Genomic DNA, 17,694 nt, shown 5'->3' with positions numbered 1-17,694 from the left:
GGGAAGAAGGGGAGGCAGGCACCTGGAAGCACGTTTCTAGAGCCAGATCTTGAGCAAAATGACGCAGGCGCTCACCGCCGCCGTGCCCAGCAGCCACTGGCGGATGGCGGTTCTGGAGACATGGCGCGCCAGCCGGTTGGATGCGAAAAAACCCACCAGCATCCACGGCAGCAGCACGGCAAAGTACCACCACTCCTGCGCGCCCATCTTGCCGACCCAGGCGAGAGCCATGATCGAGACGATGGTGCCCGCAAAAAACACCACACCCAGCGTGGAGCGCATGGTGGGCGGCGCCAGGTGCTGCATGGCAATGGCAAACGGCGGGCCACCGGCTGCGGTGATCGTGCCCATGATGCCGCTGGCCACTCCGGCAATCGACAGGTTGGCCGTCGTGGGTTGTACCCGCCAGCCGATGGTGCTGAGGGTGACAGCTATCAAAATAAGAACAGCAAACAAGATGGAGAGCGCGCTGGCGCTGAAATACACCAACAGGCCCGTTGCCGCAAAGGTACCGATGACGCGGCCTGCCAGCGTGGCAGCCGCCACATGGCCGTTGAGCGCATCGCGCTCGCGCAGATAGGCCAGAAGGGCGAGCGGCGCGCCCACGGCCAGCAGCGGGCCGGGTACCAGCTCTGGAAAGAAGATGGCAGCCAGCGGCGCGCAGAACATGGCGTAGCCCAGGCCGCCCACGCCCTGCATGGCGGCGCCAGTCAGCACCATCAGACCCATGGCCAGGTAGCGGCCTGCACTCAGCGGGTCGGGAAAGCTTGCCCAGGCCATCATGCGGGCAACTGCCAGCTCACGCTGATGTCGCCATTCACAAAGGTCTGGCAGGCCAGCCGGTGGCCTTGGGCGAACTGCTCTTCAGTGAAGTGCTTGCGCTCCTTGGGCTTGACGGCGTCGGTGTTGGCCAGGCCTTCGACGATCCTGCACTTGCAGGTGCCGCACAGGCCGCCGCCGCATTTGAAGGGGATGCCGCCTTTTTCGCGCAGCGATACACGCAGCAGGTTGCTGTTGTCCGGGGCCTCGACGGCCTTGTTGTCGTTGGTGACGAAGGTGATGGTGGGCATGTGTGGATTCCGGCAGTCAGGCAGAAGCTGCGGCTTGCGGCAGGGGGACGGAGATCAGCTGGGCGTCGAGCGAGCCAAAGTTGCACAGGTGCTGCAACTCGGCGTGCGCCTGTGCAAGCGTGTCAAAACGTTCCAGAAACTTGGAAGGCACGGCGTTGACGGTGCCCGAGGCATCCTCTTCAATCACCTGCACCTTGGTCTCGCGCAGGAGCCTGCCGAGCACGAATTGGGCCAGCACGCGGCCATAAAACTGGTAGTTCCAGGCTTCCAGCAGTTCAATGTCGGCGCTCGGCACGGTGCGGTATTGGCCGGGCTTGCTGGTGAGGATGACAAACATGGTGCGGGCTCCTCGGGTCAGGCGGCAGATACGGCAGGAGCGGCGGCCAGCGGGATCTGCTCCAGCTCCAGGTCATGTTCCAGCCACAGCTGGCAGGCCAGGCGGTAGCCCTGGTCCAGGCGGTCGCCCAGCTGCTTTTTCTCTTTCCAGTTGGGAGGCGGCAGGTTTTCAGCGCCCGCAATGATCCTGCAGGCGCAGGTGGCGCACTTGCCCATGCCGCACTGGTAGGTCAGATGCGGGTACGGGTACTGCTTGATGCCTGCGCGCACCACCAGGTTGGAGCCGGCCTTGACCTCGTCCTGGAAGGTCTGGCCGTTCTTGTGAAACGTGATCAGGGGCATGGAACATCCTCGGTAGTTCTATTACGTATACTGTATACAAATAAGAAATTTTGAGCAATAGGGATAACGTGAGGAGCGCATTGGCGCGAGCATTCTGCTGGAGTGTCTGTTTTTCATTCTGCAGAGGAGAAATACAGAATTCCAGTGAGGTGATCGGGGTGAATTGGCTGTGCCAGTCAGGGAAACTACCGGGGTGAGAAATTTCTGGAAATGGTTGACCTGGTATGTTGTATACAGTATTCTAACTCCGTCGCTTGGCTCGGTTTGATTCAGCGACGTACCCACCATCCACAGAGGACTCGCCATGACGAACAAACTGCTGAACCGCGACGAATTCCGCGCCGCACTGGAAAACGCCATCAAGGGCAAGAGCGCCAACAAGGCCCCTTTCAGCGTGGCCTGGGCCACCGGTCGCCTGAGCCGTGAGCATCTGGCTCGCTGGGCCGAGAACCATTACCACTACGTCGGCCCGTTCGCCGATTACCTGGGCTACCTCTACGCCCGCACGCCAGACCACATGACCGAGGCCAAGGACTTTCTGCTGGCCAACATGTATGAAGAGGAAATCGGTGGCGACCGCCACACCGATCTGCTGATCCGCTTTGCCGAGGCCTGCGGCACCACCCGCGAGCGCGTGGTCAACCCCGACAATATGTCTCCCACCACCCGAGGCCTGCAGTCGTGGTGCTATGCCGTGGCGATGCGCGAAGACCCCGTGGTGGCGGTGGCGGGCCTCGTGGTCGGCCTCGAATCGCAGGTGCCGTCGATCTACCGCAAGCAGACCCCGACGCTGCGCGAGAAATACGGCTTCTCCGACGAGGATGTCGAGTTCTTCGACCTGCACATCGTCTCGGACGAAATCCATGGCGAGCGCGGCTACCAGATCGTGCTGGAGCACGCCAATACGCCAGAGCTGCAAGCCAAGTGCCTGCGCATCTGCGAAATCGGCGCCCAGATGCGCCTGCTCTACACCACGGCGCTCTACCACGACTACGTGGCCAAGGATCTGCAGATTCCTGCAGAAGAGCTGCTGGCCGCCTGATTCCGCTTCTCTCTCCATCTGGCTGCCACCCTGCCGGTCGCGCAGAGCCTGCGCATGCTCGGCGGATGGAGAGACGGCATGCACCCCCGGCCATCGGCCGGTCGAGGCCCCAACTCCACGATCTTCAGCCCGCTGCCTGCAGTGGCCCACTTCTCCACATCACACAAAAACAACCACCATGGCTGACACAGTCCACACGTTTTTGAACTACATCGACGGCGCCTGGGTGCCTTGCCTTCTGGGCAGCACCTTTGACAACCTCAACCCTGCCGATACCCGTGATGTGGTCGGCCGCTTTCAGGCATCGGGCCCGGCCGACGCCGAAGCGGCCGTACAGGCTGCGCAAAAGGCCTTTGACGGCTGGCGCAGGACGCCGATTGGCAAGCGCGCCAAGATCCTTAACGACGCGGCGGCCTACCTGGAGCAGAACGCCGTGCAGTTTGCCAAGGATCTGACGCGCGAGGAAGGCAAGCAGTTTGCCCAGGCCAAGGACGAGTTTCTGCGCAGCGCGCAGACCTTCCGCTTCTACGCCACCGAAGGCCAGACCTACGGCGGCGAGACCTACCCGCAGGATGACCCGAACATGCATGTGTTCAGCCACCGCGAGCCGCTGGGCGTGGTCACCGTCATCTCGCCATGGAACTTTCCCGCCTCGATTCCTGCGCGCAAGCTGGCTCCGGCGCTGATCACCGGCAACACGGTGGTGTTCAAGCCCTCGTCCGATGCGCCGCTCTCGGGCATCCGCCTGGTGGAAGCGCTGGAGAAGGCGGGCATTCCTGCGGGCGTGGTCAACTGCGTTACCGGGCGCGCTGGCGAGGTGGGGCCGGTCATCACCAATTCCAGCAATATCCGTGCGATCTCGTTCACCGGCTCGACCACGGCGGGCGCGCAAATCCACCGCACCGTGCACCTGACGACCCGCCTGCAGATGGAGCTGGGTGGCAAGAACCCGCTGCTCGTGATGGAAGACGCCGATCTGGATCTGGCCGTTGATCTGGCGGTCAAGGGCGGCTTCTCGCTCACCGGCCAGGCCTGCACCGGCACCAGCCGCATTCTGGTGGTGCCCAGCGTCAAAGCGGCTTTTACCGAAAAGCTGCTCGCCCGCGTGGCGGCGCTCAAGATCGGTGACGGCATGGAGTCGGGCATGGACCTGGGGCCGCTGGCGACCGAAAAGCAGTTGCAGACCGTGCTCAGGTACATCGCCATCGGCAAGGGCGAGGCACGCCTGCTGTGCGGCGGCGAGCGCCTGACGGGCCCGGCGTTCGAGCATGGCTACTACGTCTCACCCGCCGTGTTCACCGATGTGAAGAACAGCATGCGCATCGCCCAGGAAGAAATCTTCGGCCCGGTGCTGGCCATCGTCGAGGTGGCCGATTTCGACGATGCCCTGGCCACGGCCAATGACACCGAATATGGCCTGTCGGCCAGCATCGTGACGAACAACCCGCGCTATATGCACGTGTTCACGAACGAGATCCAGTCCGGCACCGTCAAGATCAACCGCACCACCACCGGCAACCTGGTGAATGCGCCCTTTGGCGGGCTGAAGAACTCCAGCACCTCCACCTTCCGCGAGTCGGGCCGCGCCGGGCTGGAGTTCTTCACCCAGATCAAGACGGTGTACCGCGGCATCTGAGCCGCATATAGCGCATACCCAGCAAAGGAGAAGATTTATGAAATCCGCACTGAAACTCGAACTGGAAGAAGCCCGCGTGATGGCTCGCGCCGCCTTGGCCAAGGCCCAGGAGATCGGCGTGCCCGAGTCCGTCTGCATCACCGATGAAGGCGGCTTTCCGCTGGTGCTCGAACGCATGGACGGCGCCCGCGTCACCGGCCCCCAGATTGCATGGAACAAGGCCTTCACCGCCGCAGGCCACAAACGCTCGACGCACCTGTTCAACACGGCGCCCAACGGCCCCGCCCTGCCGGGCAACGAAGCCTTCGGCATTCAGTGGAGCTTTGAAGGCAAGTTTGCGGTCTTTGTCGGGGGCTACCCCATCGTCGTCAATGGCGAAGTGATCGGTGGCGTGGGCCTGTCGGGCGGCAACGGCGAGCAGGACACGGCATGCGGCGTGGCGGCCTTGCAGGCGCTGCGCGAGCACCTGGGCGCCGCTGCCGACGTGGTGGTGCAGGCCGATATCAAAAAGTGAGCTAATGGCGCTTGCCAATGGGGCGCCAGAGCCATATTGAACCAATGGAGCGCGGGGTGTGCAATGAACTACCACGTACTGTGGCTGCAGACGCAGCAATCGTTTGAGGTGGGCGCGGACGAATCGGTGCTGGACGCCGCCACGCGCCAGGGCGTGAACCTGCCGCACGACTGCACTTTTGGCGGCTGCGGCACCTGCCGCATGAAGGTGGAAGAGGGCCGCTTTACCTATGCCGACGGCGAATTGCCGCTGGCCATGGCGGAGGAAGAGCACGCGCAGGGCTATGCGCTGGCCTGCCAGGCGCGTGCGCAGTCGGATCTGGTCATCAGCGTGGAAACGGGCCCGGCCTGCTCGCCGCCTACCGTGCTGCGCGCCACGGTGGCCGATCTGCGCATGCACACGCCCGATATCTACCACCTGGCGCTCGACCTTCCCGAAGGCCATGGTGTGCAGTATGCGGCTGGCCAGTACCTCAACATCTGCCTGGCCGATGGCGAGCACCGCAGCTTTTCGATGGCCTCACCGCCGCAGGGCAACCGCGTCACCTTGCAGGTCCGCAAGATTGCGGGCGGCCGCTTTACCGAAGGCGTGCTGGCCAGCGCCCAGCCCGGCGATGTGTTCGATGTGGAGCTGCCGCACGGCACTTTCTGCTACCACGCGAGCGACTACCAGCCCATGGTATTTGCCGCCACCGGCACCGGCTTTGCGCCGATCAAGGCGATCCTGGAGTCGTTGCTGGACGATGAGGACTGCCCGCCGATCCACTTTTACTGGGGCATGCGCTGCGAAGCCGATCTGTACCTGCTGGATGAAATCGAGGCCTGGGCGGGCCGTCTGTACGAGTTCAGGTTTGTACCTGTGCTCTCGCGGGCCTCGGACCGCTGGACGGGCCGCCGGGGCTATGTGCAGGATGCGATTGCCGAGGATTTTGACGACCTGTCCGAGCATTCGATCTACCTGTGCGGATCGCCCCATATGATTGCTGACGCCAAGGCCGTGGTGGCGCTGTCGGGGGCGGCCATGGACAAGATATACAGCGACAGCTTCATCTTCCAGAACGAAGCGGCCACGGTAGCTGAAATGAACGAGGAGTAAGCATGGATCTGGAGCTGAACGGCAAATCCGCACTGGTATGGGGTGGCAGCAAGGGCATGGGCTATGCAGCGGCGCGCCGCCTTGCGCTGGAGGGCGCGAATGTGGTGATCGCTGCGCGCACCGAGGCCACCTTGCAGGAGGCTGCGCAGGCGCTGTCGCAGGATTGCGGCCGCACCGTGCGCTGCGTGGTGGCAGACATCACCAGCAACGCCGGGCGTGAAGCAGCGCTGGCCGCCTGCCCGCAACCCGATATCCTGGTGAACAACTCCGACGGCTACCCGCCCGGAGATTTTCGTGAATGGACGCAGCAGACCTGGCATGAGGCGCTGGACATGATGATGGTCGGCCCCATCGACATGATCCGCCGCGTGGTCGACGGCATGCAGGAGCGCTGCTATGGCCGCATCATCAACATCGTCTCGCGCAGCGTGAAGGTGGCGCATGCGGAGCTGGGCCTGTCCAACGGCGCGCGCTCGGGCCTGGTGGGGTTTGTGGCGGGCCTGGCGCGGCAGACGGTGCGCCACAACGTCACCATCAACAATGTGCTGCCCGGTGCATTCGACACCGACGCCCAGGCACGCCATATCGACAAGCTCGCCCGGCAGAGCGGAAAGCCAGCGGACGAGGTGCGCAGAAGCCGCGAAGCCGGCAACCCCGCAGGCCGCTTTGGCAGGCCTGACGAGGTGGGCGCGCTGATCGCCTACCTCGCATCCGCCCACACCGGATACATCACCGGCCAGAGCTGGCTGATTGACGGCGGAGAGTACCCGGGCACATATTGACGAGGTGAACGGCCCGCTGGCGGGTCGCCACAAACCCCTCACAAGTTTGCAGCTGCTTACTTGGTGACAATGGTGATTCGTTATACTTGCAGCCTTGCCTTGGGTGACCGAGGCGTTTTGCTTTATACCGGTGCAGCCGCTGATGGCGGGTCTGCACTTTTTTCTGTGCAAGCCCTGTTGATATGACCGAACCGACCTCCAACACCACTTCTGATGCCACCGCACCGGCGCAAGCAGCTCCGGCGGCGCCCGCAGCGGGCGGTGATACGCGTCACCAGGGCCAGCGCAAGCAGGAGCGCCGCGAGCCGCGTGCCGACCGACCCGCAGGCGGCAAGCAACTGCTCAACTCGGCCATGGCCGATGCGCTGCGCGCTGCCACCAAGGGCCATGCTCTCGAAGTGGCCGAAGCGCCTGCAGAGGCCGAAGCTGCCGCGCCCGCAGCTCGCCAGGACCGTGCCGCAGGCGAGCGCCCCGCGCGCACCGGCCAACGCCCTGAGCAGCCACGCCGCAGCAACAAGCCCGGCAACGGTGCCCGCCGCGATGGTGCAGGCCAGGGCCCCCGGGGCCCACGCCGCGATGCGGCTCCTGCGGCACCCAAGGCGCCTCCCCGTCCACGCCACCCGGTGGTCGAAAAGCTGACTGGCATGTACCCGGCGCTTTTTGGCGAGCAGCCGCTGCCGCTCAAGCGTGGCATCTTCCAGGATTTGATGGCTGCCCACCCCGAGGCTTTCGACAAGAACGAGCTGAAGGTGGCGCTGGGCCTGCACACGCGCTCCACGCGCTACCTGAACGCCGTGGCCATGGGCCAGCCGCGCCATGATCTGCAAGGCAATGTGGTGGAAGCCATGGCGCCAGAGCACGTGTTCCACGCGCTGGTCGAGGCTTTCCGCCGCCGCAAGCCGCGTGACGGTGAAGATCTGCAAGTCAAGCTGCGTCGCCGCATGGGCATGGCCTACATCGCCTCCAACCTGTCGCGCGACGCCTTCCTGGAGCGTGTGCAGGTGAAGGACGAAGCCACCCAGGCTCTGCTTGGCGCTGCCATGCAGGAAGTGGCCGAGTTCGACGCCAAGGCAGAGGCTCTGGCCACCGCCCACGCTGCCAGCGGCAAGAGCGTGGCCGAGTTTGCCGACATGTACGGCATGCACCCGGCCGCTGCCGAGCGCCACCTGCAACGCGCTGCCCAGATCAAGGCGATTGCTGCGGCGCCTGCTGCAGCCCCGGCAGCTCCTGTGGCCGCCGAGCCCGCAGAAGACGGCGAAGCTGCTGCGGAATAAACAGCACGCAAAATAGGCGGCAAACCGTCTATTGCTCTTAAAATAATAGCTGCTGGCGCTCTGCCAATGAGTGCCAGCAGCTATTTTCATATCAAAAACACGCTTGATGCAGTGGCCGCCGCTGCGTACACTGGCAGGAACCAGGAGAAGCCTATGTCCCCCAACCCCTCTCGTCGCCGTTGGCTGCGCAAGTTCTGGGGCGCGGTGTGCGTGATCGCCGGCCTCGTCAGCATCGCGGCAGGCCTGGAATCGGTGATTCTGGAATAAAAGCCAGTCACAAGGCGCTCTCGCGCCTTGTGTTTTGTCTCAGCGGGCTGACAGCGCCCGTTCAATCGCCGCCTGCAGCCTGGCGGGTTTGGTCATCGGTGCAAAGCGTTGTACCGTGCGGCCATCGCGCCCCACCAGAAACTTGGTGAAGTTCCATAGAATGCGGCCACCCAGCACCCCCGGTGCCTGGGCCTTGAGCCAGGCAAACAGCGCATCGGTGTGCGGGCCATTCACTTCCACCTTGGCCAGGCTGGGAAAGCTGGTTGCAAAGCGGGCCTCGCAAAACTGCGCAATCTCGGCATTGCTGCCCGGCGCCTGCGCGCCAAACTGGTTGCACGGCACGCCCAGCACCTGCAAGCCCTGGGAACCGTATTGCTGCTGCAGTGCCTCCAGCCCCGCCAGCTGCGGCGTGAAGCCGCAGGCCGTGGCGGTGTTGACGACCAGCAAGACCTGGTTTTGGTAGCGCGACAGCGGCACGGGCTGCGCGCTGGCGTCATGCAGAACAAAATCTTTGACGGAGTGGGTGTTGGTCATGCCTGCATGTTACGGCAGCTTGGATTCAATGGCTGCAATCAGCGATGCCGACAGCACCAGCGCGCCGCCCAGCAGCAGGCGGCCCGAGAGCACGGTGCCTTCGATCAGTACGTTCGATGCGCTGGCAAACACCACTTCGGACAGCATCACCACGGCCGCCGTGGTGGCGGCGAGGCGTGAAGCGCCGTATTGCAGCGTCCAGTTGCTGAGCATGATGAGCACGGCCACCACCAGCACCATCAGTGGCCAGCCCCATTGCAGCGCAGGCAGATGGGGAATGCGGCCCAGGTAGATGCCCAGGAGCGACATCAGCCCGGCGGCAATCACGCCGCCAAAGAACATGGCAAGCATGCGCGCCTCGCCCGGCACCTTGTACTGGCTGCGCAGGACGACATTGGTTCCGGCAAACGTAAAGCCGCCCGCAATGGCCAGCAGGTCGGGCAGTGAGAGGTTGGCCGTCAGGCTCGCCCAGGTGGCGCCGGGCGGAATCATCACGATCAGCACGCCGCTGAAGGCGAGCACGAGGCGCAGGATGGAGTATCTGGTGGGCCTTTCGCCCAGAAAGTACCAGGCCAGCAGGACCGACCAGGCGGGCATCAGATAGAACAGCAGCACCACGCGCACCACATCGCCCGTGGTGGCTGCCCAGTTGAACAGCACATTGGTGGTGCCCGAGGTGAAGGCGAGCAGCAGCAGCAAGGGGTGGCGCCGCGCAATGCCTGCCGCATGGGGCTTGAGCAGCAGCAGGCCGCAGAACAGAATGAGATACACCAGCGCCGTGCCCAGCACCGGGTGCACACCCAGCGCCTGCAACTGGCGGAAGGGCCACCAGATCGTGCCCCAGATCAGGGCATTGGTCATCAGGGCGAGGAAGGGCAGCGCGGTTTGCATGAAAAACGGTGCTTGCGCCCGTCTGTCAAGCGCTGTTAGCTATATATTTGTAGTAATGAATGGCCCGTGGCCACGGTATGGCAGTGCAAAGCAATGCTTGTGGCCTGCCGTTTGCCGCCTGCTAGTGACAGTTGTCATTGCGGGCGATATCGAGCAGCCGCTCGACTTCTTGCGTGTGCTGCTTGCAATTATGCCGGTGCCACCGGCCGATCAGCCACATGATGCCCGCTACCAGCAGGCCAAAGCAGGTGATTGCGCCATAGGCCGACAGGCCCAGCTTGGTGAACAGGCTGTAGACCACACCCAGCGCCAGGATGCAGGCCTGCTCGTTGAAGTTCTGCACGGCAATCGAACGGCCCGAGCCCATCAGGTTGTGCCCGCGGTGCTGGAGCAAGGCATTCATCGGAACCACGAGGAAGCCGCCCAGGCCACCCAGTACGATGAGGAAGGGCACAGCCAGCCAGATGCTGTGGATGAAGTTCATGCACACCACCAGCAGCCCCATGGCGATGCCCAGCGGAATGACCTTGGTGGCGCCATCGAGTTTCATGCGCATCGATGCGAGCACCGCGCCGACGGCCGTGCCGATGGCGACAACCCCCACCAGCGCCGACGCCTTGGTGGTGCTGTAGCCCAGGGCCACGGCGCTCCAGGCCAGCACGATATAGCGCAGGTTGCCCGAAACGCCCCAGAACAAGGTGGTGGTGGCGAGCGAGATCTGGCCGAGCTTGTCCCTCCACAGGCGGCCGTTGCACTGCCAGAAGTCCGGCAGCAGGTCCATGATGTTGGACGCCATACTGCGCGAGGCATCCTGGCGCAGTGGCACCAACTCGGTGTTGGTGCGGGGAATGCGGGTGTTGAACCAGGCTGCAATGGCGTACAGCAGGCCAATCACGCAGATGGCAGCTTCTGACGGCGTGTCGATGGGGGTATCGATCAGCGGCAGATCGAACGACAGCAGCCAGCCAGACACCGTGACCCCCACCAGTTGCCCGCCCAGCAGCACGCCCAGAATGATGGAGGTGATCGTCAGCCCCTCGATCCAGCCATTGGCGCGCACCAGCTGGCTGGGGGGCAGCAGCTCGGTCAGGATGCCGTATTTGGCAGGAGAGTAAGCGGCCGCTCCCAGGCCCACCACGGCATAGGCCATCAGCGGGTGGGAGCCGAACAGCATCAGAAAGCACCCCACCACCTTGATGGCGTTGCTGACGAACATGACCTTGCCCTTGGGGTACGCATCGGCAAACGCACCCACAAAAGGAGCCAGCACCACGTAGAACAGGGCAAACATGGGCACCAGAGCGGCGCGTTGCCACTCGGGAGCGCCGGCATTGATCAACAGGTCAACCGCCGCCACGAACAGTGCATTGTCGGCCAGCGAGCTGAAAAACTGCGCCGACATGATGGTGTAGAAACCGCGCTTCATTCGATAGGAGAAAGATAAGGTGGGCTAATGGCGCGAGAAATATATGCAAGCTGCGGGCAAGCAGGCGTGGTTATAGCACGCAGGGTGGCCGGCAAGGTGCCAGAATATCAAGGCGTTTTCACTTAGATCCGCTACCACAACCCTTGTACGTCGTTGCTATGTCGGGGACGCCTGGCCCTGTCGTACATTTGTACTGCCTGTGGCCGGCGCCTCGTTCCAACCGCAAATCTGCGATCTGCTGGCTTGTGTCAGCGGCTCTCAGAGCGCGTAGACGATCTCTTCGCGCCGCTGCAGGGTACCGGTGACAACGACCCTGAGGTTTTCCATTGTCTTGTTGTGAGTCTTCTCCATGCCGCGTCCCATTCTAGCCACCATTCATACTGCTGCTGTGCAACATAACCTGGCGCGTGCCAGACAGGCCGCACATGACGCCAAATTATGGTGCGTGGTGAAAGCGAACGCTTACGGCCATGGTATTGAAAACGTGTTTGAGGGCATGCGCGCCGCCGACGGTTTTGCGCTTCTGGAGCCTTCGGAGGCTGAACGTATCCGCAATCTGGGCTGGCGCGGGCCCATCCTGCTGCTCGAAGGCGTTTTTGACGCGCGCGATCTGGAACTGTGCTCGCGCCTGAACCTGTGGCATGCCGTGCACTGCGACCAGCAGATCGACTGGCTGGCCGCTCACAAGACGCAGCAGCCGCACCGCGTTTTCCTCAAGATGAACTCGGGCATGAACCGGCTGGGCTTCACGCCCGAGCGCTACCGCTCGGCCTGGGCGCGCCTCAATGCGCTGCCGCAGGTGGACGAGATCTCGTTCATGACCCATTTCAGCGATGCCGATTCCGCCAAGGGCATCGGCCCCCAGCTTGCCGTGTTTGAGGAAACCACCCGCGATCTGCCCGGTGAGCGCTCCATCTGCAACAGCGCCGCCATGCTGCGCTACCCCGATATGCCCGCCCAGGCACGCGGCGACTGGGTGCGCGGCGGCATTTTGCTGTATGGCGGCGCGCCGGACTATCCCGAAAAGACCGCGGATGACTGGGGTCTGCAGCCTGCGATGACGCTGTCGGCCAAGGTGATCGGCGTGCAGAACCTGCAGCCGGGCGACACCGTGGGCTATGGTTCGCGCTTCACTGCCGAGCAGCCCATGCGCATCGGCGTTGTCGCCTGCGGCTATGCAGACGGCTATCCGCGCCACTGCGGCACCGGCACGCCAGTGCTGGTGAATGGCCAGCGCTCGCGCCTGGTGGGCCGCGTCAGCATGGACATGATCACCGTTGACCTGACGGGCATTGCAGGTGCCGGTTTTGGCAGCGAGGTCACGATGTGGGGCCGGGCATCGAATGGGGCCGTGCTGCCCATCGACGAAGTGGCACAGGCGGCAGGTACCGTGGGCTATGAGCTTATGTGTGCGGTGGCCCCGCGCGTGCCGATGGTGGTCGACAGTCGCTAAGACGGTCCAAAGCAAGCCGTGCCATAAAGTTGCGGGCGCCGCTATCAGTGAGTGCCAGTAGTTTTTCTCTTGGAAGCGGGCCTGGCTTTGCTAATCTTTGCCCCTGGGCCGTGGCGCGTATTAAACAGCGCTTAAAGCCTGCCCAATGGCGTGGAATCAGCGTTGCGCCAAATCCTCAGCATTGCAAGCAATCTGTGATCGGAAGGCTGCTTCAAGGCCAGGTGCTCTGCTGTCGTCCCATAATGCGCAATGCCCCATTCTTGGGCGTTCTTGCAAACCACGAAGGCGCGCTGTTGCGCCTGTGCAAGCGCCTGGCATTGCATTCATGTCCGAGACCGTTGTTTTGCGTGGGCCCGAGCGGCCCGATCTGTTGCGCCACGAAGTACTGGCCGACCTGTTTGAAGCCACCGCCTATGCCCATCCGGAAACCACGGCGCTGATTGCTGGCGGCCAGCAGCTGAGCTATGCGCAGCTCGATGCTGACGCCAGCCGCGCCGCGCACCGCCTGATCGAGGCGGGTATCGGCCCTGGCGACATGGTGGGCCTGTGGCTGCCGCGCGGCATTGCGCTGCTGACCCTGCAGTTGGCCATCGCCAAGACCGGGGCTGCCTGGCTGCCGTTCGACAGTGAAACCCCGCCCGAGCGCATTGCCACCTGCCTGGACGACGCGCAGGCCAAGGCGTTGTTGATTGCAGAGCAGGCACCGCGCGATGCACTTGCGCAAGCAGGTGTTTTGGCCTTGATGCTGGATGACGCGCAACTGCTGGCGCCGTTGCCGGGCGGCACCGTGCTGCGCCGCCGCAGCAATGCGCAGCCAGGCGACCCCGCCTATGTCATCTACACCAGCGGATCGACGGGCAAGCCCAAGGGCATTGCCATCACGCAGGGCAGCATCTGCCATTTTCTGCGCAGCGAAAACACACGCCTGGGAGTGCGTCTGGGCGACAAGGTCTACCAGGGCTTCTCAGTGGCGTTTGACATGTCGTTCGAGGAAATCTGGATCAGCTACCTGGTGGGCGCGACCTTGTGGATTGCGCCACGCGAGATTGCGGGCGACCCCGAAGCCCTGCCCCGGGCGCTGATCGAGCAGCAGGTGACGGTATTGCATGCCGTGCCTACGCTGCTGGCATTGTTTGCGCATGATGTGCCCAACCTGCGCATCATCAATCTGGGCGGCGAAATGTGCCCCGAGGCGCTGGTTGCGCGCTGGGCGCAGTCTGGCACCGGGGCGCCGCGCCAGATGTTCAACACCTATGGGCCGACTGAAGCCACCGTGTCGGCGAGCCTGGCCGAGCTGAAGGCGGGCGAGCCCGTCACCATTGGTACGCCCCTGCCCAACTACAGCATGGTGGTGGTGCAGGTGATCGATGCGGACAGTTTTCCCGCAGGCACGGCGCCCACCCTGGTGGGCCTGCCAGCGGGCGAGACGGGCGAGCTATGTATCACCGGCCCCGGCGTGGCTGCCGGTTACCTGGGCCGCCCGGAGCTGACGGCCGAGAAGTTTCTGGACAACCCCTGGCCTGCCGGCCCCCACGACACGCGCCTGTACCGCACGGGTGATCTGGCGCGCATCGACGAACACGGCCAGATGCAATGCCTGGGCCGGGCCGACGACCAGGTCAAGATCCGGGGCTTTCGCGTGGAGCTGGGCGAGATCGAAGCCGTGCTGGCGCAGCAGCCGGGCGTGGGCACCACGGCGGTGCTGCTGCGCCGTGACGATGGCATGGACCAGCTTGTCGCCTTCTATGTGCCCACGGATGTACCCGGCACCACGGCGCCGCCCACACACACCGCCTTGCGCAATGCCCTGGCCGAGCGCCTGCCGCCCTACATGGTGCCTGCGCGCTTCGAGCCACTGGCAGAGGTGCCACGGCTGACCTCCGGCAAGATCGACCGTAAGGCGCTCAAGGCGATGGAGTTGGCAGTGGCTGTGGACAGCACCGATTCCGACACCGCGCAAACGCCTGCGGAAGAAGTGCTGTTTGCTGCGCTCGCCAAGCTGTTTCCTGGTCAGCCGGTGCGCCGGACGCTGGATTTTTTCAGCGATCTGGGCGGCCACTCCCTGTTTGCGGCGCGGCTGACCTCGCAGCTGCGGGCCGATCCGCGTTTTGCCCAGGCCACGGTCAGCACCATCTACCAGCAGCGCCAGATTGGCCGCATCGCGGACGCCTTGCAGTCCGCAATGGCAGATGAGAGCGCGCCTGCAGCCGAGCGGCCGTTTCGCACGCACTCCGCACTGCGGCGTTGGCGCTGCGGCGCGGCACAAGCGGCGGCAATACCGTTTCTGGTACTGATCAAAATGGCGCAATGGCTCGCGCCGTTCTTCACTTACCACTTCTTCACCGGCGACGAAAACGACTCAGTCTCGTTTGCCATTGCCATCTCGGTGCTGGCGTTTGCCATTGCCACGGTGCTGGAGTTTGCCGTGGCCTGGGCGGGCAAATGGCTGGTGGCTGGCCGGCTCAAGGCGGGGCGCTATCCACTGTGGGGGCTGACGTACTTCCGCTGGTGGTTTGCCGACCGGCTGGTGGAGGCGGTGCCGGTGGCGATGATCACCGGCTCGTCGCTCTTCCCGCTATGGCTGCGCGCGCTGGGCGCCAAGGTGGGCAAGGAGGTGGTGCTGGGTTCGATCACCGTGCGTGCGCCTGATCTGCTGGCCATTGGCGACGGCGCCAGCGTGGGCAACGCTGTCAACCTGGAAAACGCCCGCGTCGAAGGCGGCTGGCTGCTGCTGGGCCGCATCGACATCGGCGCCAACGCCTGTATCGGCTCTTATGTGGTGCTGGAAGGCAATACCCGTCTGGGTGAGTGGGCCCATCTGGAAGGGCAATCCACCCTGGCCGATGGCGAGGCGCAGCCTGCGCGCACCGTGTGGGCTGGCTCGCCAGCGCAGCATGTGTCCGCCTTTGACGAAACGGCCATGCCCGAACGCATCTCGCCCAGCGCGGCCTGGCGCAGCTGGGAGATGCTGGTATTTGCCATGGGTGGTTTGCTGATTGCCACGCTGTTCTTCATGCCGGTGTTCCCCACCTTCCTGCTGATCGACTGGCTGGATGTGGACTCGATCTCGGTACGCCCCTTGATCGAAGATGGCACGGTGGATGCACTGGGCGCTTTCATCCTGCGGTTTTTCAAGTTCTTCGTATTGGCGCTGCCCGCCAGCCTGGTGCTGGTGGTCTGCACCATGCTGGTGGCCGCGCTGATCCGCTACCTGCTGCTGCCCCGGCTGCGGCCGGGCACCTGGTCGGTGCACAGCAAGCGCTACCTGGGCAAATGGCTCACCAACCAGATCCAGGAGGCCAGCCTGGGAACCCTCCACGGCATCTATGCCACCGTGTATTCAGCCACCTGGTACCGCATGCTGGGCGCCAAGGTGGGCAAGCGCACAGAGCTGTCCACCGCTCTGGGCGTGGTGCCCGACATGCTGACCTTGGGGGATGAGTGCTTTGTAGCCGACGCGGTGATGCTGGGTGATGAGCGCATCGATGGCGGCTACATGACGGTGCAGCCCACGGTGGTGTCGCGCCGCAGCTTCATTGGCAACGGCGCCTATGTGCCCGATGGCTCCACCATCCCTGAAGGCGTGCTGATCGGCGTGATGTCGGCCGTGCCGCGCAATGCCGACATGCAGGACGGTCAGACCTGGATCGGCTCGCCCGCGATGAACCTGCCCGCCCGCGAAGTGGTGCAGGGCTACCCCGATCACCTGACCTTTGCACCGTCGCGCAAGCGCATTCTGGGGCGGGGCCTCGTCGAGGCCTTCCGCATTGGCGCGCCGCACGCCCTGGTGATTGCTGCGGGCTATGCCATCGTGCTCGATGCCATGCCGCTCGCATCTGCAGGCCGCTGGGGCGCGGTGGTGGTAGACCTTGCAATGGCCGGCATCGTGTTTGGCCTGGGGGCTTTTCTTGCGGTGGCCCTGTTCAAATGGCTGCTGGTAGGGCGCTACAGCAAAAAGGCGGTGCCGATGTGGACGCCCTTTGTCTGGTTGTCCGAAGCGGCCACCAGCATGTACGAAGGTATCGCCATCCCCAACTTCCTGCGCTACCTGCGCGGCACACCCTTGCTCAATCTGGCCATGAATGCCATGGGCAGCAAGATTGCCATGAGCGCCTATCTGGATACGACCGATATCACCGAGCACGATTGCGTGACCGTGGGTGCGCACAGCGAGCTAAACGCGCTTGCGTGCCCGCAGACCCATCTGTTTGAGGACCGGGTGATGAAGATTGACCATGTGATCATCGGCGAGCGTGTGACGATTGGCGCGCGCTGCACCGTGCTGTACAGCGCCCAGGTGGGCGATGGCGTGCAGCTGGGACCCATGACCCTGGTGATGAAGGGCGAAAACCTGCCAGCAGGCACCCGCTGGCACGGCGCTCCTGCGGCGCCATGGCGGTCCTGAACGTGGTGCAGCAGGCAGTGGCACTGCCTGCTGCCTGCCAAGGGGGGCTGCAGGTGTATGCGGTTTGCCTGGCGCCCGCTGCGGGGTCGCCAGCAGCCTTGCGGGAAAGCCTGCGCCATGCAGTGCATCAGTCCATTTGCAGTGCGTTGGCGGAGGTGCTGCAGTGCGATGCGCGGCAGTTGTCTGTGCAGCGCGTGCCCGGCCAGGCTCCGGTGCTGTCGCTGGGCGGCCAAACGCACGCTCGCATTCACCTTTCGGTCGCCTATGCTGGTGCGTCTGCACTGTGGGCATGGTCGGATCGAGCTGCTGTGGGCGTGGATGTCCAGGCGATTCCCGCCGATGGCGATGACGCCGAATGGCACGCTGTAGAGCGGCAATTCATCGGGCCTGCCGCGCAAGCGCTGTCGCCGCTGCAGGGTGCGGGCTTGCGTGCTGCCTTTGCTGCACAGTGGGCGCAGCTGGAGGCGCGGCTCAAATGCGCTGGCCTGCAGCTTTCAGAGGCAGATGCCCGGCCTGCCGACTGGGATGCCAACATGCATTGCGTGCCGCTGGCCTGGCCTGCTGCTTGGGGCACTGCTGCAGCGGCCTTGGCCTGGCATTCTTGAGCGGCTGAGGCGGGCCGCGGCG

General features: G+C 64.1%; 16 protein-coding genes. 9 read left to right on the top strand and 7 right to left on the bottom strand.

Annotated elements, in window-relative coordinates:
- Positions 1–36: 36 nt before the first annotated feature.
- Genes HNP33_RS02545 through HNP33_RS02530 form a run of 4 tightly spaced genes read right to left on the bottom strand, consistent with a single transcriptional unit; the run spans position 37 to position 1,748 of the window.
- Positions 37–783 (bottom strand): sulfite exporter TauE/SafE family protein, encoded by a 747-nt coding sequence (locus HNP33_RS02545; RefSeq protein WP_233464289.1) that lies wholly within the window; start codon positions 781–783, stop codon positions 37–39.
- Positions 780–1,070, bottom strand: a complete 291-nt coding sequence (locus HNP33_RS02540; protein ID WP_184704942.1) for a 2Fe-2S iron-sulfur cluster-binding protein — start codon at positions 1,068–1,070, stop codon at positions 780–782. The genes HNP33_RS02545 and HNP33_RS02540 overlap by 4 nt, the downstream gene beginning before the upstream one ends.
- A gap of 16 nt (positions 1,071–1,086) precedes the next feature.
- Positions 1,087–1,407 carry a ferredoxin gene (locus HNP33_RS02535; RefSeq protein WP_184704940.1) on the bottom strand — a complete coding sequence of 107 codons (321 nt, stop codon included), beginning with the start codon at positions 1,405–1,407 and terminating at the stop codon, positions 1,087–1,089.
- Between the two features lie 17 nt (positions 1,408–1,424).
- Positions 1,425–1,748, bottom strand: a complete 324-nt coding sequence (locus HNP33_RS02530) for a 2Fe-2S iron-sulfur cluster-binding protein (RefSeq protein ID WP_184704938.1) — start codon at positions 1,746–1,748, stop codon at positions 1,425–1,427.
- Positions 1,749–2,052: 304 nt separating this feature from the next.
- On the opposite strand from HNP33_RS02530, the gene HNP33_RS02525 reads away from it, so the two are divergent.
- The 6 genes from HNP33_RS02525 (at position 2,053) to HNP33_RS02500 (ending at position 8,091) form a co-directional block, all read left to right on the top strand.
- Complete coding sequence (locus HNP33_RS02525; protein ID WP_184704936.1) at positions 2,053–2,790, top strand: TenA family transcriptional regulator; 738 nt, start codon at positions 2,053–2,055, stop codon at positions 2,788–2,790.
- A gap of 178 nt (positions 2,791–2,968) precedes the next feature.
- Positions 2,969–4,426 (top strand): aldehyde dehydrogenase family protein, encoded by a 1,458-nt coding sequence (locus HNP33_RS02520; protein ID WP_184704934.1) that lies wholly within the window; start codon positions 2,969–2,971, stop codon positions 4,424–4,426.
- A gap of 37 nt (positions 4,427–4,463) precedes the next feature.
- Positions 4,464–4,940, top strand: a complete 477-nt coding sequence (locus HNP33_RS02515) for a GlcG/HbpS family heme-binding protein (protein ID WP_184704932.1) — start codon at positions 4,464–4,466, stop codon at positions 4,938–4,940.
- A 63-nt stretch (positions 4,941–5,003) separates the two neighbouring features.
- Entirely contained in the window at positions 5,004–6,035 is a 1,032-nt protein-coding gene (locus tag HNP33_RS02510; protein WP_184704930.1) for a 2Fe-2S iron-sulfur cluster-binding protein, read from the top strand.
- Positions 6,036–6,037: 2 nt separating this feature from the next.
- Entirely contained in the window at positions 6,038–6,817 is a 780-nt protein-coding gene (locus HNP33_RS02505) for an SDR family oxidoreductase (RefSeq protein WP_184704928.1), read from the top strand.
- A gap of 182 nt (positions 6,818–6,999) precedes the next feature.
- Positions 7,000–8,091: a ProQ/FINO family protein gene (locus HNP33_RS02500; RefSeq protein ID WP_233464287.1), complete on the top strand. Its 1,092-nt coding sequence runs from the start codon at positions 7,000–7,002 to the stop codon at positions 8,089–8,091.
- Between the two features lie 306 nt (positions 8,092–8,397).
- Here the strand turns inward: HNP33_RS02500 and HNP33_RS02495 are convergent, their stop codons facing one another.
- The 3 genes from HNP33_RS02495 to lplT form a co-directional block, all read right to left on the bottom strand.
- The gene (locus HNP33_RS02495) at positions 8,398–8,892 is read right to left on the bottom strand and encodes a glutathione peroxidase (RefSeq protein ID WP_184704926.1); all 495 of its coding nucleotides are present in this window, start codon (positions 8,890–8,892) and stop codon (positions 8,398–8,400) included.
- Between the two features lie 9 nt (positions 8,893–8,901).
- Entirely contained in the window at positions 8,902–9,783 is an 882-nt protein-coding gene (locus HNP33_RS02490) for a DMT family transporter (RefSeq protein ID WP_184704924.1), read from the bottom strand.
- A 121-nt stretch (positions 9,784–9,904) separates the two neighbouring features.
- Entirely contained in the window at positions 9,905–11,209 is a 1,305-nt protein-coding gene (gene lplT, locus HNP33_RS02485; protein WP_184704922.1) for a lysophospholipid transporter LplT, read from the bottom strand.
- 349 nt (positions 11,210–11,558) lie between these two features.
- On the opposite strand from lplT, the gene alr reads away from it, so the two are divergent.
- The 3 genes from alr to HNP33_RS02470 all read left to right on the top strand — a co-directional run bounded on the left by alr (position 11,559) and on the right by HNP33_RS02470 (position 17,672).
- Entirely contained in the window at positions 11,559–12,662 is a 1,104-nt protein-coding gene (alr, locus tag HNP33_RS02480; RefSeq protein ID WP_184704919.1) for an alanine racemase, read from the top strand.
- A 325-nt stretch (positions 12,663–12,987) separates the two neighbouring features.
- Positions 12,988–17,067, top strand: coding sequence for a Pls/PosA family non-ribosomal peptide synthetase (locus tag HNP33_RS02475; RefSeq protein WP_184704917.1), 4,080 nt, complete (start codon positions 12,988–12,990; stop codon positions 17,065–17,067).
- Positions 17,055–17,672, top strand: a complete 618-nt coding sequence (locus HNP33_RS02470; RefSeq protein ID WP_184704915.1) for a hypothetical protein — start codon at positions 17,055–17,057, stop codon at positions 17,670–17,672. The genes HNP33_RS02475 and HNP33_RS02470 overlap by 13 nt, the downstream gene beginning before the upstream one ends.
- The last annotated feature ends 22 nt before the right edge of the window (positions 17,673–17,694 follow it).

The organism is Comamonas odontotermitis, assembly GCF_014207855.1.
Taxonomy (GTDB): domain Bacteria; phylum Pseudomonadota; class Gammaproteobacteria; order Burkholderiales; family Burkholderiaceae_C; genus Comamonas; species Comamonas odontotermitis_A.
This window is presented reverse-complemented; position numbering and strand designations above follow the sequence as displayed.

Coding starts and splice junctions, on each gene's coding strand:
- HNP33_RS02475 (WP_184704917.1), top strand. CDS start 12,988: ATGTCCGAGACCGTTGTTTTGCGTGGGCCCGAGCGGCCCGATCTGTTG.
- HNP33_RS02495 (WP_184704926.1), bottom strand. CDS start 8,892: ATGACCAACACCCACTCCGTCAAAGATTTTGTTCTGCATGACGCCAGC.
- HNP33_RS02470 (WP_184704915.1), top strand. CDS start 17,055: ATGGCGGTCCTGAACGTGGTGCAGCAGGCAGTGGCACTGCCTGCTGCC.
- HNP33_RS02540 (WP_184704942.1), bottom strand. CDS start 1,070: ATGCCCACCATCACCTTCGTCACCAACGACAACAAGGCCGTCGAGGCC.
- HNP33_RS02545 (WP_233464289.1), bottom strand. CDS start 783: ATGATGGCCTGGGCAAGCTTTCCCGACCCGCTGAGTGCAGGCCGCTAC.
- HNP33_RS02515 (WP_184704932.1), top strand. CDS start 4,464: ATGAAATCCGCACTGAAACTCGAACTGGAAGAAGCCCGCGTGATGGCT.
- HNP33_RS02535 (WP_184704940.1), bottom strand. CDS start 1,407: ATGTTTGTCATCCTCACCAGCAAGCCCGGCCAATACCGCACCGTGCCG.
- HNP33_RS02520 (WP_184704934.1), top strand. CDS start 2,969: ATGGCTGACACAGTCCACACGTTTTTGAACTACATCGACGGCGCCTGG.
- lplT (WP_184704922.1), bottom strand. CDS start 11,209: ATGAAGCGCGGTTTCTACACCATCATGTCGGCGCAGTTTTTCAGCTCG.
- HNP33_RS02505 (WP_184704928.1), top strand. CDS start 6,038: ATGGATCTGGAGCTGAACGGCAAATCCGCACTGGTATGGGGTGGCAGC.
- HNP33_RS02500 (WP_233464287.1), top strand. CDS start 7,000: ATGACCGAACCGACCTCCAACACCACTTCTGATGCCACCGCACCGGCG.
- HNP33_RS02490 (WP_184704924.1), bottom strand. CDS start 9,783: ATGCAAACCGCGCTGCCCTTCCTCGCCCTGATGACCAATGCCCTGATC.
- HNP33_RS02525 (WP_184704936.1), top strand. CDS start 2,053: ATGACGAACAAACTGCTGAACCGCGACGAATTCCGCGCCGCACTGGAA.
- HNP33_RS02530 (WP_184704938.1), bottom strand. CDS start 1,748: ATGCCCCTGATCACGTTTCACAAGAACGGCCAGACCTTCCAGGACGAG.
- alr (WP_184704919.1), top strand. CDS start 11,559: ATGCCGCGTCCCATTCTAGCCACCATTCATACTGCTGCTGTGCAACAT.
- HNP33_RS02510 (WP_184704930.1), top strand. CDS start 5,004: ATGAACTACCACGTACTGTGGCTGCAGACGCAGCAATCGTTTGAGGTG.